11 protein-coding genes are annotated in these 14,701 nt (G+C 58.8%); 1 reads left to right on the top strand and 10 read right to left on the bottom strand.

Translation table 11 applies throughout. From position 1 onward, the window contains the following. Window positions 1–79: 79 nt before the first annotated feature. Window positions 80–1,549, top strand: a complete 1,470-nt coding sequence (locus WJU23_RS03680) for a sulfatase (RefSeq protein ID WP_346331183.1) — start codon at window positions 80–82, stop codon at window positions 1,547–1,549. A 105-nt stretch (window positions 1,550–1,654) separates the two neighbouring features. Here WJU23_RS03680 and WJU23_RS03675 read toward each other — a convergent pair whose 3' ends face one another. From WJU23_RS03675 to WJU23_RS03630, 10 genes are all read right to left on the bottom strand, one after another. Beyond that, complete coding sequence (locus WJU23_RS03675) at window positions 1,655–2,086, bottom strand: hypothetical protein (protein WP_346331182.1); 432 nt, start codon at window positions 2,084–2,086, stop codon at window positions 1,655–1,657. A 25-nt stretch (window positions 2,087–2,111) separates the two neighbouring features. Beyond that, the gene (gene rbfA / locus WJU23_RS03670; protein ID WP_346331181.1) at window positions 2,112–2,495 is read right to left on the bottom strand and encodes a 30S ribosome-binding factor RbfA; all 384 of its coding nucleotides are present in this window, start codon (window positions 2,493–2,495) and stop codon (window positions 2,112–2,114) included. Window positions 2,496–2,594: 99 nt separating this feature from the next. Continuing rightward, on the bottom strand, window positions 2,595–4,853 hold the full coding sequence (gene infB, locus WJU23_RS03665; RefSeq protein WP_346331180.1) for a translation initiation factor IF-2: 2,259 nt from the start codon (window positions 4,851–4,853) through the stop codon (window positions 2,595–2,597). 79 nt (window positions 4,854–4,932) lie between these two features. Continuing rightward, window positions 4,933–6,186 (bottom strand): transcription termination factor NusA, encoded by a 1,254-nt coding sequence (nusA, locus tag WJU23_RS03660; protein ID WP_346331179.1) that lies wholly within the window; start codon window positions 6,184–6,186, stop codon window positions 4,933–4,935. Between the two features lie 215 nt (window positions 6,187–6,401). After that, window positions 6,402–7,805: a sulfatase gene (locus tag WJU23_RS03655; RefSeq protein WP_346331178.1), complete on the bottom strand. Its 1,404-nt coding sequence runs from the start codon at window positions 7,803–7,805 to the stop codon at window positions 6,402–6,404. 216 nt (window positions 7,806–8,021) lie between these two features. Further along, window positions 8,022–9,110 carry an acyltransferase gene (locus tag WJU23_RS03650; protein ID WP_346331177.1) on the bottom strand — a complete coding sequence of 363 codons (1,089 nt, stop codon included), beginning with the start codon at window positions 9,108–9,110 and terminating at the stop codon, window positions 8,022–8,024. A 21-nt stretch (window positions 9,111–9,131) separates the two neighbouring features. After that, window positions 9,132–10,382, bottom strand: a complete 1,251-nt coding sequence (locus WJU23_RS03645) for a glycosyltransferase (protein WP_346331176.1) — start codon at window positions 10,380–10,382, stop codon at window positions 9,132–9,134. Window positions 10,383–10,555: 173 nt separating this feature from the next. Then, complete coding sequence (nuoF, locus tag WJU23_RS03640) at window positions 10,556–11,953, bottom strand: NADH-quinone oxidoreductase subunit NuoF (RefSeq protein WP_346331175.1); 1,398 nt, start codon at window positions 11,951–11,953, stop codon at window positions 10,556–10,558. Window positions 11,954–12,192: 239 nt separating this feature from the next. Beyond that, complete coding sequence (locus WJU23_RS03635) at window positions 12,193–12,648, bottom strand: R3H domain-containing nucleic acid-binding protein (RefSeq protein WP_346331174.1); 456 nt, start codon at window positions 12,646–12,648, stop codon at window positions 12,193–12,195. A 120-nt stretch (window positions 12,649–12,768) separates the two neighbouring features. Next, complete coding sequence (locus WJU23_RS03630) at window positions 12,769–14,643, bottom strand: YidC/Oxa1 family insertase periplasmic-domain containing protein (RefSeq protein ID WP_346331173.1); 1,875 nt, start codon at window positions 14,641–14,643, stop codon at window positions 12,769–12,771. Between the last annotated feature and the right edge of the window lie 58 nt (window positions 14,644–14,701).

Raw genomic sequence — 14,701 nt, 5'->3', positions numbered from 1 at the left:
TGGGCTGGTGGCTGCATGCTACTGAAGTCGTGACATGAATTGCAAGACGGAATGCAAATGCGGCGTTCCCAGCGGCCTTATGCGTCTGCGACTGATATTCTTTTCCCTTTTCCTGCTGGCGGCGGCGACAGTCTCTGCAGCTAAGCCGAATGTGATAATGATCTGCGTGGACGATCTGAAGCCGACGATCAGCAGCTATGGGGACACCGTGGCCATAACGCCGAACATTGACCGGCTGGCAAAACGCGGGGTGCTTTTTGAAAAGGCGTATTGCAACCAGGCGGTGTGCTCCCCTTCCCGCAATGCGCTGATGACGGGCCTGAGGCCGCAGACGCTGGGCATCTATGAACTGAGCACGAACTTCCGCAAAGGCGCTCCGGACGCGGTGACGATATCGCAGCACTTCATGAAGCAGGGGTATACAGCGGAGGCGATGGGGAAGATTTTTCACGTGGGCCATGGCAACACGGAGGATGCGGCGTCGTGGTCGGTACCGGCTTGGAAGCCGAAAGGCAAGGCGTATGCGAATGCAGAAAGCACGTCGGTGACGCGGCCCTCGCGCACGGGCAGTGACCGGGGCTGGGCGACGGAAAGCGCGGACGTGGGAGACACGACTTATGCGGACGGGCTGATCGCCCAGGAGGCGGTGAAGCGGCTGAAGCTGGCGGCGAAAAATCCTGGTCAGCCGTTTTTCATGGCGGTGGGGTTTATGAAACCGCACCTGCCGTTTGTGGCCCCGAAGAAATATTGGGATCTGTATGATCCGGCGAAACTGCCCATGCCGGAAGTGACCACCGCTCCTGCGGGTGCGCCGGAGTATGCGGGCAAGGCGGGGGGCGAGCTGCGGCAGTATTCAGACATGCCGACGAAGGGGCCTATTGATGAGGCGATGACGCGCCGGCTGATCCATGGTTATTATGCGGCCACCAGTTATATGGACCGGCAGCTTGGCCGGGTGCTGGATACGCTGGAGGCCACGGGACTGGCGGAAAATACGATCATTGTCTTTTGGGGCGACCATGGCTGGCACCTGGGGGACCACAGCATGTGGTGCAAACACACGAACTATGAGCAGGCGGCGCGCATCCCGGTGATCGTGGCCGCACCCGGAGCCTCGCAGGGGGTGAAGACGTCATCGCTCATCGAGACGGTGGACATTTACCCGACGCTGAGCGAGCTGGCTGGCCTGCCTGCGCCGGATAGGCTGGATGGAAAGAGCTTTGCAGCGGTGGTGAAGGACCCGGCTCAGAAGACGCGGGAAAGCATCATCCATGTGTATCCACGCAATGATTTGTTAGGCCGTGCCATCCGGACGGACCACTACCGCCTGGTGGAATGGAAGAAGGCGGGCAGCCAGGAGGCACCGGATGCGCTGGAACTCTATGATTACCAGGAGGACCCGCTGGAGACGAAGAACCTGGCGGCGGAGCGCCCGGAGGTGGTGAAGGAGCTGGCGGCCATCTTGGCCACCCACCCGGAGGCGAAGCCGCAGATCCAGGTCGCGGCGGCAAAGGGGGACGGGAAGGGCAAGAAGAAGGCGAAGAAGTAGGGGTATCGGGCTGTTGACAAGCCAACATTCCAATCTGCCATTGGAGACCTTGAGATTTCCGGCCTCTTTGACCTTTCGTTCCGCACTGGGACAGTGCGGGCTACTTTATCGGACCATGGTGCCGGGTTCGGGGGCAGGGTCGAGGTCGAATTCTTTGCGCTTGAGGTAGGCGATGAGGAGGAAGCAGAGGCCGAAGGGGAGCATGTAGGAGATGCACATGGCGGCTCCGTAGATGCAGAGGAACCAGAAGAACCACTGGGCGCGGTAGCGGTAATAAGTGGCGGCGATGATGACCAGGATCATGCCGATGACAGCGATGCCGGTGCCGAGGAAGAGGTACTGGGTGGCCTCGTTCATGATCGTCTCACCGCGTGCGACTTCGATAGCATTGGCCTCGGTGGCGCTGGGCAGAGAGCTGGCGCTGCGGGCAGAGTGCAGGGTGGCCAGGAGGGCGGCGAGGCCGAGGAGCTGGGCGACCTGCATCCAAGCGCCGAGTCTGGCCAGGAGGGCACCGCGCGGGAATACAGGAGAAGTCATCGGCCCGGTCAATGCGCTGGCTTATTTATTTGAAATCCGGCTCTTCTTCGCCTTCCGGCAGCGGATCCGCAGGCGGGGGCAGGTTGTCAATGGCATTGAGAATGCGTACGCCTTTCTCCACGGACTTGTCCAGGCGGAAGAAGATCTGCGGGGAGTTCTTCATGATGACGCGCTTGTGCACTTCACGCTGGATGGCACCGCGCTGCTTGTTGAGCTTTTCGATGATGCCTTCCTCATCCACCGTGCCGGTGGCGATGATGCCGATGTAGGCAAAGGCCTGTTTCAGGTCCGGCGTGGCGCGCACCTCGTGGACGGTGAGGATGGCGTTATCCATGCGGTAAAGGCGCTCCAGCACCATGCTGAGCTCGCGCTTGACCAGTTCGCTGACGCGTAGGACTCGTTGAGACATAAATGAATGACGAATGACGAATGAGGAATGACGAAATCAGAATGAAGGGACGGACCAGGAGGCCCGACACCCTTTATTCTAAATTTGGTTATTCCATTATTAGAGCACCTGGGCGAATTTTTCCAGTTCGTAACATTCGATGACGTCGCCTTCTTCGTAATCGCTGAAGCCGCTGAGCTTGATGCCGCATTCAAGGCCGTTACGGACCTCGGGGACTTCATCGTGGAAACGGCGGAGGGTTTCAAAACCACCGTCATAGACGGCCTGGCCGTTGCGCAGGACGCGGGCGCGCTGCTTGCGGTCAATGCGGCCGTCAGTGACGATGGAGCCACCGACGTAACCGCGGTTAACCTTGAAGACCTGCTTGACCTTGGCATGGCCGAGCACCTTCTCACGGGTCAGCGGGTCAAGCATGCCCGTCATGGAATCCTTCACCTGGTCAATGAGCTCATAGATGATGGAGTAAAGCTTGATCTGGACGCCTTCGCGCTTGGCCACGCTGAGCGCCTTGTTCTCCACCTTGGTGTTGAAGCCGATGATGACGGCATCCGACCCGGAGGCGAGAAGCACGTCGGATTCCGTGATGGGGCCGACATCGGAGTGGAGGATCTTCTGGTTGATCTTGTCGCTGGTGATCTCGCCCAAGCATTTGACGATGGCTTCCACGGAGCCCTGCACATCGGCCTTGAGGACGATCTTGAGGGTCTTCTTGTTGCCTTCATCAATGCTGTTGAAGAGGGATTCCAGGGTGGAGCGGCGGGTGACGGTGAGCTTCTTCTGGCGGAGCTCTTCCAGGCGCTCGATGCTGAGTTTCTTGACGGAGCGCTCGCTGTCCATGACGACGACTTCGTCACCGACGTGAGGCATGTCGCTGAAGCCGACAAGCTCTACGGGCATGCCGGGCCGGACTTCCTTGATAGGAGCGCCACGGTCGTTGATGAGGGCGCGGGACTTGCCCCAGTGCGGGCCGCAGATGAAGGGCTGGCCGACTTTCAGCGTGCCCTGGCGGACGATGACGGTGGCCACAGGGCCTTTGCCTTCCACCATGGAGGACTCGATGACGGTGGCGCGGGCCGGGGCTTTGGGGTCGGCCTTGAGCTCGAGCACCTCGGCCTGCAGGGCCATGGTCTCCAGCAAGCTGTCAATGCCGAGGCCGGACTTGGCGGAAACTTCCATGACCTCGGTATCGCCGCCCCAGTCAACAGGGGCGAGGCCGATTTCCTGAAGCTGGCCTTTGACGCGCATGATGTCTGCGGACGGCAGGTCGCATTTGTTAATGGCCACCATGATGGTGACATTGGCGGCCTTGGCGTGGTTCAGCGCCTCTCGAGTCTGCGGCATGATGCCGTCATCCGCCGCGATGATCAGGACGACAATGTCCGTGACGTGAGCGCCACGGGCACGCATGCCGGAGAAAGCGGCATGACCGGGGGTGTCAATGAAAGTGATGGGCTTGCCGTCATGGAAGACGCTGTAGGCACCGATGTGCTGGGTGATGCCGCCGGCCTCACCGTGAGTGACCTGGGTCTTGCGGATGGCATCCAGAAGGGAGGTCTTGCCATGGTCAACGTGGCCCATGAAGGTGATGATGGGGGCGCGGAGCTCAAGCTTGTCCTCCTCCATTTCCTCAATGACCTGGGCTTCAGGCTCGACGATGACTTCTTCCACTTTGTGGACGCCGGCGCCTTTTTCGCGCTTCTCACGCTCGAGATGGAAGCCGTGTTTTTCACAGACTTTTTCTGCCACTTCGATGTCAATGGCCTTGTCGGCATTGGCGACGAAGACCTTGAGGGCGATGAGGTCGGCGATGATCTTGAACGGGCGCAGGCCCATCCGCTCGGCCAGTTCCTTGACGATGATCGGCGGCTTGAGGTGGATGATTTTCTCACCCGTTTCAGTCAGCTCAAACTCAGGGGCGGCTGCTTCTTCCACCTTGGGCGGCGCGGGAGGCGTCGGCAGGGAGGGCGGCGGCGGCATGGCCTGGACGGGGCCGGGCTCGCGGATCATGGAGATCGGCGGCAGGGAGGTCGGCTGTTCCGGCGGACGGCGGCGGACCTTGGGCTTGTCGTCGTCTTCGAAAAGATTCAGCGCTTCACGCTTGTGATCATCCAGGGTTTTCTTGGGTGGCTCGGTCGCTTTTGGAGCGGGTTTGGGTGCAGGTTTGGCACCGAGCGCAGGCAGAGGCGTGGCTTCGCGCCGGGGGCCTCTGCTTTTCGGTTTCCCGTCCTCCTCGATCAATGAGAGCACTTTTTTAGCCGCCGCTTTTTTGGGGGGCATGCTCTCAGCCGCAGCATTTCCGTCAGCAGGGCTGGCGGAATCGGTTTTGGCGGGTTTGGATGAAGAGGATCGGCTTGGCATGAGAAACGTTGGTCGTTCGAACGGCGGGTCGGGCTGTCGGTTGGAGATTAAAGAGATGTGAGGCGGCGCGGCTCATAAGCTACGCTTTAGGAGTATAAGCTGCAATGAGGGCGTGAACCTGACGGGCAAGCTGTTCGTCGTCCCCGAGGACTTCGGCGATGTCTTCCACATCTGCCTGGAGGAGCATTTGCAAGTCGCCCATGCCACCATTAGCCAGTTTTCGGGCAGTATCAAGATTGATGCCAAGTGCGCGCTCAAGGTCATGGGCGGCGGTATCGAGCTGGCCTTCGAAGACTTCGGCGGCGTGCTCGTCACGCTCAATGCTCAGCTCCATGCCGACGAGGCGGGAGGTGAGGCGGGCGTTCTGGCCACGGCGGCCGATGGCCTTGGAAAGGTCTTCCTCGCTGACGGTGAGGCGGGCGGCCTTCTGGTCTGGGGCCACCTGGATGGATAGCACCTTGATGGGCTTGAGGGCTTCGCGGACAAATTCAGCCGGATCTGATTTCCAGCGGATGATGTCCACCTTCTCGTTGTTCAGCTCGCGGACGATGTTCTTCACGCGGGCACCACGAAGGCCGACGCATGCGCCGACTGGGTCAACTTTTTCATCGGCGCTGTGGACGGCGACCTTGGTGCGGTAGCCGGCCTCACGGGCGATGGAGGCGATTTCCACGGTGCGGTCGCCGATTTCGCTGACTTCAAATTCAAACAGGCGGCGGACGAAATTGACATGCGCACGGCTGAGGATGATCTCCGGACCACGGGCACCTTCGCGCTCCACAGCCTTGACGTAGAAGCGCATGCGGTCGCCGGGGGTGTAATCCTCCGTGGAGACGCGTTCTTTGGAAGGCATGGAGCCCTCAAATTTGCCAAGATCCACGATGACGTCGGACTTGTCAAAACGGCGGATGGTGCCGTTGACGACGTCGCCAGTGCGGTCCTTGAACTCGTCGTAAAGGTTTTCTTTTTCCGCCATGCGGAGGCGCTGGAGCATGGTCTGCTTGGCCGTCTGCGCGGCGATGCGGCCCATGTTCTTCGGGGTGACTTCCAGGTCAATCTCGTCGCCGAGCTGGGCGTCTTTTTTGATCATCCGCGCCTTGGCCAGCGGCAGCTCTTCCCAGGGATTGGAAACAGTCTCAACGGCCAGCAGCTTGGCCCACGCCTTGATGGTGCCCTTCTCAGGGTCAATATCAATGCGCAGCTCCCGTGCAGGGCCGATGCTCTTCTTCGAGGCCGCGAGAAGCGCCTGGGAGAGGGCTTCGACCATCTTGGTGCGGTCAATGCCTTTCTCTTTCTCGTAGTAATCGAATAGTGCTTTAAGTTCGCTGATCATAAAAAGGGTGACTTCACCAGACAAAAAAGAGCGGGGAAGACCCCACTCTTGCCAAAAAACAGTGCCTTGTCCCGGTAAAGGAGCACTGAGTGTAGTTCAGCGGGACATTTCGGCAAGCCAAAATTCGGATAGTCTTATAGTCCTGGGATTGAGAAGGGGCGTATGGCAGACGGGAACCCGCATTATGAAGGGCCGGGGAATGATAGCGGCGGGGGTTACTGGACGGCCTTGTTCTTTTTCTTTTTGCCTTTCTTGGGCTCCTTCTGGCTCCGGGGCATGCGCTCCAGGGCGGCCATCTCGGTGGCCTGGCCTTGGTCTCCTTGTTGTTTCATCCAGGCATCCAACTGAGTGCGGAGGTCCTGGCGGACGGAAGCGAGGTTTTCATCGGCGATTAGATTGGTGCGGTTCCACGGATCCGCCTCGCAGTCGTAAAGCTCCTCGCCCGGGCGCTGCTGGTAGGCCGTCACCAGCGTCTGGGCGGCCACATCCCCGTCCTTGGCCAGGCGCTGCCAGCTGGCAAAGGGAGCGTCTTTGGTGGCTGCGCACTCAAAGATGGCCTCCGGGGTGAAATTGCGGATGTAGCGGTAGCGGTCATTGCGGACGCTGCGCACGCCGTAAAACTCCGAGCCTGCATTGATGCCGCGCGTGGTTTGCAGGCCGAAGACGGCTTCCTTATGCCGGTCAGCCTGGCCCCTCAGCACCGGCAGGAAGCTGCGCCCCTCCAGGATCTCCGGGCGGGCGATGCCGGCGGCTTCCAGAAAAGTGGGCACGATGTCCACGTATTCGACCAGCGCGGCGGATTCCGCCCCCGCCTTCACCTGCCCCGGCCAGCGGGCGATGCAGCCGCTCTGCAGCCCTGCATCGTAACAGGTCCATTTGGCGAAAGGGAAAGAATTTCCCTGCTCGCTGAGGACGATGACCAGGGTATTCTCACGTTGGCCGTTTTGGTCCAGCAGGTCCACCAGCTCACCCACCTGGGAATCGAAGTAGGTGATCTCGGCCAGGTATTTGGAATAGTCCGCGCGGGTCTCCGGCGTGTCTACCCAGATGGGCGGCAGGGCCAGGGTGGCCGGTGGATAAGCGGAAGGATCTCCCTTCGTGTAGGGTCCGTGCGGCTCATTGGAGGCGGCGATGAATAGGAAGGGCTTCCGGCTTTCGGCACTCGCTTTCAGCACCTCTTCAAACACGGCTGGATCTGGATTGTTATCTCCTTTGCGCTTGCTGAATTCAAAGGGGAAGACGGACGGCGGATTGATGTGGGTCTTGCCAGACAGGTGCGTAGTGTAACCGCCCGCCTGCAAGTAATGGGCGATGCTCTTCACCCACTCATGCGCAAAGGTGTGATTGGGATAGGCCCCGGACTTCACCGGATAAAGGCCCGTGTATAAACAATGCCGCGTGGGGGAGCACATGGGCGCCGCCTGAAAGCAGCGCGTCATCTTCATCCCTTCGGCGGCGAGCTTGTTCAGGTGCGGCGTCTTGGCCTGGCCTCCATAGACGCCCAGGTCCCGGTAAGTGCAGTCATCGGCAATGATGAGCAGAAGGTTAGGCCCAGCGGACTGCGCCGGGGACATCGCAAAAGGAAGGAGCGCCAGGAAGATGGGCAGGAGACGGTTCATGAAATGAAGTGACCGACTTCATGAACGGGGGGACGGGGCCGATTTATCCGGGGATTGTGCAAAGCCCTGTGGACAATGTCTCTGGTCAAAATTTCCGTGCTTTGATTGGCTTTCGGCGCTCTGGCCGCTCATTAAATGAACGCTGAAGTTTCGGAACCGGTTAGCTCAAGTATTTGAGGGCAGAGTATGGGACGCTTGTGGAACCACCGGATTGCGCTAAATCTTTTTGGCAAGCTTGCGCCCCATATTAATAAATGGGACCTCAACAAGGCCGTAGAGAAGAAGGGAAACAAGCGTGGTAAGAACCAGTACAGTTCCAAAGAAAATAAATGCAGGGACCTTTATGAAGGAGAAGCCATAGGCAGTGAGCAGCAAAATTGGAAAGTGGAGAATGTAGATGCCGTAGGAGCACTGGCCAAGAGAGACCAGCCAGGGGCGGGAAAGCGAGGTTGATAGGAACGAGTTTTTTATGGTGGCCAGCATGATCATGGCGGATCCCAAGCCTGCCACATAAAACTGGCCGAGGACGCCGATGCTTTTTCGGTCCAACCACGTGGCGGCACAATAGAGCAAAATACCGGTAACCAACAGGCCTGCCGTCGGCACTTTCATGGCCGGTTTGGTCTCGACCAGCCTCGCCAGGATAATGCCGAGCGCAAAGAGCGGTATCATTCCAATCGTGGGTATGGTAAAGTCTGCCAGCGTGGGGCTGGCGCAAAAGATCAGCAAAGTAACAGCCAGAGCGATCCGCCAATGAAGGATGGCCAGCAGGGCAGAAAGCAAAGGAAAGAGGATGGATATTCGCAGCTCAGCCGTCAGCGTCCACATCGGAGGATTGAAGAAGGTATTTTCGATCGGCGGCATGACCATGGTTGTCTGCATCAGCCATTGAAAGACATCATGATGATTTTGCCTGATCGTTTCGTAGGTGAAATAGCTATTAACCAGACTTTCGATGCTGGAAAGTGGTAAGCCCAGCAAGACAAGGGCTCCCAGCGCTAGCGAAACATAAAACAACGGATAGAGCCGGAAAACCCTCTTTACCATGAAGGATGCGTAAGACCTGGGAGTCAGCGTTTTGTTCTTCAGACTCAAATGCAGCACATAGCCGCTAAGGACAAAAAAGAAAGCAACCGCCGACTTGGCATTGAAAAAACCAGCGAGAAAAAAAGGCAGCTTTGGAACCATTGAGTAAACCGAGTTGCAATGTTCAAAGACGACAATGATGGCGGCGATGAATCTCAGGGTGTCCAAGGCTAGAATCCTTTGGTTCCCGGGCAGAGGGATGGTATTGGGCGTATCCATGAGAGTGCAGATAAAGCCGGCTCAGCGGTGGGATGTGCCCAGCAGATCGGCCGAAAAGACTTGAGGAAAACGCCGGTGACATTCCTCATAGGCAGGCCGGAGAGCTTCCGCATCTTGCTCCTTTGCATGACGCGGATAGGGACGCCAGTGGGGTAGCACCGTGTCTTGTGTCCATGGCAGCCCTCGTTGTTCAGAGTGCTGTCGCAGGACTTGGGTTAATTTGGCGTGGGTTTGAAGGCATGAGATATTTTCCATCGCCCATGCAGCCGGCTTGAGTGAAGGCGCAGCCTGGTGCAGATCATAAATGTCCTGAGCGATGCGCCCAGGCCTCAGCCGCTTTCCAGTCTGTTCATGTATGTAATGCAGAGGTCCGACATGGGCGTCTGCCCTGATGCCGAGGGCACACCCGGCAAAGAGGGACTCCACAGCGGCTACGCAACAGCCCTCTCGCAAGCTGAAAATCAATGAAACCCGGGCTTGCAATTGTAGCTGTGACACCTGCTCAGCCGGGATTGACTGGTGGATTTCCAACTGCTGAAGAACACCGATTTCCCGTGCCAGTTTTAAGATGAAATCGGCATCGCGTCCGCCCTCTTTCTGGCCCACCAGCACCAGCCTCCAGTGAGGGGGGAGATGGCGCAGAGCATTGAAAAAATCCCAGTGTCTTTTGAATTCGCCCCAGTTGGCAACCATGAGGATGTCAATAGGCCGTTCCCCGGTTGTTTCGGAAGAATAAAACTGCGGATCGATCCAGTCGCAAGGAAGGCTCTCCAGAGGCACAATCCGCGGGTGGAACTTTGCCAGCTTGCTTCTCTCCTTATAATTGCAGGGCTGCACAAACACCGGCCCCGAAGTCCTGGCCAAAATCAGACTTAACGAGGCGTAGTCCGTCGGGGACCAACTGGTTGAAAGGATCAAATCATAATGATCGTCCAGCCATTTGAATTCTGCTTCAGGGATGCCTAGGGCCAGCCGCACCCAGTTATACTCGAAATACATCAGCAGAACACCTTTTTCTCCAGAGGGACCTGGGGCCTTCAGAATGATGGACCGGGTGAGGTGTGGTTTCTGCACAACCAGAGTTCTATACCGTGGAAGTGCCGCCACAATGGGCTGCCAAAAATCGGACGCTTCAGGAAACCGTCCCGCGTGCCGAAGCCGGCGGATGATGATTGCATCAAGTTTGGGAGATTCACTAAACTCTAGCGCACGACAAAGCATTCCAGCTCCGTTTTGTGGACTGGCCAGAAAGGACAGCAACAGCCACCGCATGCCATTTAGACTACGGAGGCGCCGTGAATGCCTCAAGGAATCCACCACCCAAAGAGGAAAAAGCACCCTGCAGCGCTTAAGCGCTGAGAATCTCCCTGATGTCGTTTGAGATAGTGGCCTTGCAGACTGCAAACTCATAAATCGGGAGTTGTGGAGCGGAAATTGAACAGGCCTCAGTTCACCGCCAGGCTGGCGGCGGCGACGAGGCCTTCTTCGGAGACGATCTTGCCGGTGAGCTCGGGTTTGCACCCGGCTTTGAGCTCATCGCCAAATTTCTTGATGAAGCTCTGGGTCGGCCAGGAGCAGGCTTCGCCGAAGGCGCAGATGGTCTTGCCTTCGATCTGGTTGGCCACGCTTTCCAGGGTGTCCACATCATCCGGGCTGGCGGTGCCGGCGACGATGCGGTCGCTGAGCTTTTTCATCCACAGGCTGCCTTCGCGGCAGGGGGTGCACTGGCCGCAGGATTCGTGGGCGTAGAAGTTGTTCAGATTGTTGATGACCCAGGACATGCTGCGGGTGTCATCCATGATGATGACGCCGCCGGAGCCTGCCATGGAACCGCAGGCGGCCATGGTATCGAAGTCCATGGGGATGTCCATGATGGTGAGTTCGCGGCCATCCTTGAGCTTGAATTTTTCATCGGCGCGCAGGACCTTGGCAGAGCTGCCGCCGGGGATGATGGCCTTGAGCGTGCGGCCGGGCTTGAGGCCGCCGCAGAGGTCGTTGATGACCTCACCCATGGTCACCTTGCCCACTTCCACTTCATAATAACCGGGCTTCTGGACGTCACCGCTGACGCACAGGATGCGGGTGCCGGTATTGTTCGGCGTGCCAAGTTTGGCATACTCCGCACCGCTCATCTGGATGATGTGCTTCACATGGCACAGAGACTCCACATTGTTCACAATGGTGGGGCACATGTACAAGCCGAGAGCGGCTGGGAAATAGGGCGGCTTGATGCGCGGGTAGGGGCGCTTGCCTTCGAGCGATTCAATCAGGCCGGTCTCCTCACCGCAGATATAAGCGCCGGCACCGCGATGGACGTAGATTTCGCAATCGAATCCGGAGCCCAGGATGTTGCTGCCCAGGAAACCCTTGGCGCGAGCCTCGGCGATGGCTTTTTCGACGATCTTGGCGGCGTGGGGAAATTCTTCGCGGATGTAAATGTAGGCCAGCTTGGCCCCAGTGGCGAAGCAGGCGATGGTCATGCCCTCGATGAGCTGATGCGGGTCCTGATGCAGGATGTAGCGGTCCTTGAATGTGCCGGGCTCGGATTCATCCGCATTGCAGATGAGGTACACGGGCTTGGTATTGGTTGGTGGGATAAACCCCCACTTCACGCCGGTAGGGAAACCGGCACCGCCACGGCCACGCAGACCGGCGGCCTTGACCTCATTGATGATGGCGGACTTCTCCATCTTCAGGGCGACCTTGAGCTGCTCGTAGCCGCCGTCGTTCAGGTAACAGTCGATGGACGGATCGTAGCCGACACGGTCAACGTTCTTGAAAATGAGCCGCTTCTCGCGGGAGTGCGGTTCTTTGCCGGGGAGGTACTGGACAGCGGAGGCCATATTTTGCAGTATCAGGCTACGTCAGAAGGCGGCAACCGGGATTTGTGAAAAATTTCACAAGCGGGGCGGCGAATGACGAAGGGTGGTAGCAGGAGGGTAAAAAGATTGGGGGTGGATCTTTTTTGGACAGGATTGCAGATGGGCAGGATTTACAGGAGGGCTTGTGGCCTGGGCACTGGGATTCTCTTCGCGGCGCTGCGCCAGGTGCGGGCTACTTTTTGCGGCCGGTCTCGGGCCGCCTACTCGCGCTTCTTCAGGAGGATGCGTTTGAAGCGGCTGTCGCCACCGTCCAGGCTGAGGCTCTGGACCTGGGGATCGTTGACGAAGACGTTGTGGATGAGACGGCGATAGTAGCTGTTCATCGGCTCCAGCGTCTGGCTCATGCCGGTGGCGCGCACGCGCTCGCCCAGCTCGCGGGCCTGCTCCACCATCTTGTCCTCGCGGATGGAGCGGAAGTATTCGATGTCCACGCGGATGCGCGGGGCCTGGGGGATGTGACGCTGGAGGATGCGGTTCACCAGGTACTGGATGTCCTCCATCGTGGCGCCGCGCCGGCCGATGAGCAGCTGGGAATCCTCCGTGTGGAGCTGGAGCGTGAGGCCTTCCGGCCCCTCAAGCTCATCAATTTTCACGGTGAAGCCGAGATACCCCAGCATGGTATCCACAATCTGGCGGGCGTGGGAGAGAGGCGTCATGACAGCCGGAATCTTAGCCCGAATGCCCCGGCGCTCAATGGGGAACTGCGGGTAATCCGCATCCGGAGGGAAGGCTGCTCCCCTCTGGAATCACAAATTCGCCTCCCCTGCCTCGCTGGCCTAACCGCCGAGCTTGGGGTTTTTCGGCTTGGTTTTCTTCTCCTTATGATTCGGGTTCATGGGGTTGAAGAAGGGATTTTGGGTGGGGGGGCCTTTGGGGGCGTGCTCGATTTTTTCCAGGGTGGGCTCTTTCATGTAGAGCTTCATGATGCGGCTCTGGAAAATGGCGAAGAGGTTCTGCGTGGACCAGTAAAGGGAGAGGGCGGCGGCGAAGTTATACGAGATGAAGAGGAAGAAGAAGGGCATCACGGCGAACATGATCTTCTGGCTCTTGTCCATGGTGGCGGGCTGCGGCGTCAGCTTCATCTGCAAGATCATGGTGACGCCCATGATGAGAGGCAGGGGATTCAGATCGAAGTCTGTACCCATGATGGGCAGGGAGAAGGGGAAGTTAAAGGTATGAATGGTGTCCGGAATGGACAGGTCCTTCACCCACAGCCAGCCCTGGCCACGAAGCTCGGCGGCATTCTGCAGCACGCTGTAGAAGGCGAAGAAAATGGGAATCTGCATGAGCATGGGCAGGCAGCCGCCCACGGGGTTCACGCCGTAGTCCTTGTACATTTTCATGACCTCCATCTGCTGCTTTTGGGGATCGTCTTTGTACTTGGCCTGAAGCTCTTTCATCTTCGGTGCCAGCAGGCCCATGCGCTTCATGGAATACTGCGCCTTGGACTGCAGGGGCCAGAGGACGGTGCGGATGATGAGGGTGAGGAGGATGATGGCGACGCCCCAGTTGCCACTGAGGTCATGCATCCAGCGCATGACGATGCTCAGCCCCTTGCTGATCCAGCCGAACATGCCGTAAAACATGATGAAATCCCGCTGGCCTTCCAGCTTGCTCAGGCGGTGGTATTCCTTGGGGCCGAGGTAAATCTCATACTGCTCGGTCATGCTGGCACCGGGGGCCAGTTCTACCGGCGGGAGGCTGATGGCGGCCTCGATGCCGTAGTCGTGCTTGGCGGAATCATAGTCGGCGTATTTGTCCGTGCTATGGTCCATGAGGTAGCGGCTGGCCCAGATCTTCCCCGGCTTGTCGCCACCGGGGGTTACACGGCTGACGATGGTGGCGTAAAAGCGGCTCATGACGCCGGCATAACGCATGCGGGTGTGGCTGCTGCGGTGCTCCGTCTTGGCACTGGAGAACCAGCCTCCGCCGAAGTAACCGGTGTCTTCATGGTCGGCATCGCCGCCGTCATTCCAGAAGAAGCTCGGCTTCAGCACCTCATCCGGGCTCAGGCTGGAGGCCGCGCCGGTGTAGAGATAATATTCCTCGGACTTGTGCGGCAGGGTGCCGGTATTGGTCAGCGTCAGGGTGAGCGCAAGAAGGTGCTCGTCGGACTTGTCCCCTTCTGTGAGCTGGTAGGCTTTGCGGACGGTGATGCCATCAGCGGTGACGCCTTCAAAAATGATGCCCTGGTCGGATTTGCTGACGATCTTATACGCCACCAGGTCCAGGCCAGTGGCCTCGCGGCGGAGAGCGCCCACGGGTTCCAACGTTTTACGCCCGGTTTCATTGAGGGTGATCCGGTCCCCGGCGGCGAGCTCCGCCGTGGCGACGCCCGCGCCTTTGGTGGTGAAGTGGTAGGTCACGCTACCGCTGACGATGCTGTGCTTTTCCTCAGGCAGACCGGCCGTGGCGGCGGTGATGGCATCCGGCTGGCCGGGCGTCATGGTCGGGGTGGTAATGGCGGATCCGTCTGTACCAGCGGTGGCCACGCCGGGCGTGGCGGGCTGCACCTCGGTGTTCTTCGGCTTGTTGGCCTCCTCCAGGGCACGCTGGGCGGCGAGGGCCTCCTGGTTCTTCATGAGGAACCAATAATTGGCAGCCATGCCGAGGCCGCAGAGGGTGATGACGATCCAGGCTTTTCTATCCATGCGATTTGAGAAAATAATGTTGAGAGGGGGAGGCGGAGTTCAGTGTTCCGTATTCAGT

Origin of the sequence: Prosthecobacter sp. SYSU 5D2 (assembly GCF_039655865.1) — a bacterium.
GTDB lineage: Bacteria > Verrucomicrobiota > Verrucomicrobiia > Verrucomicrobiales > Verrucomicrobiaceae > Prosthecobacter.
This window is presented reverse-complemented; position numbering and strand designations above follow the sequence as displayed.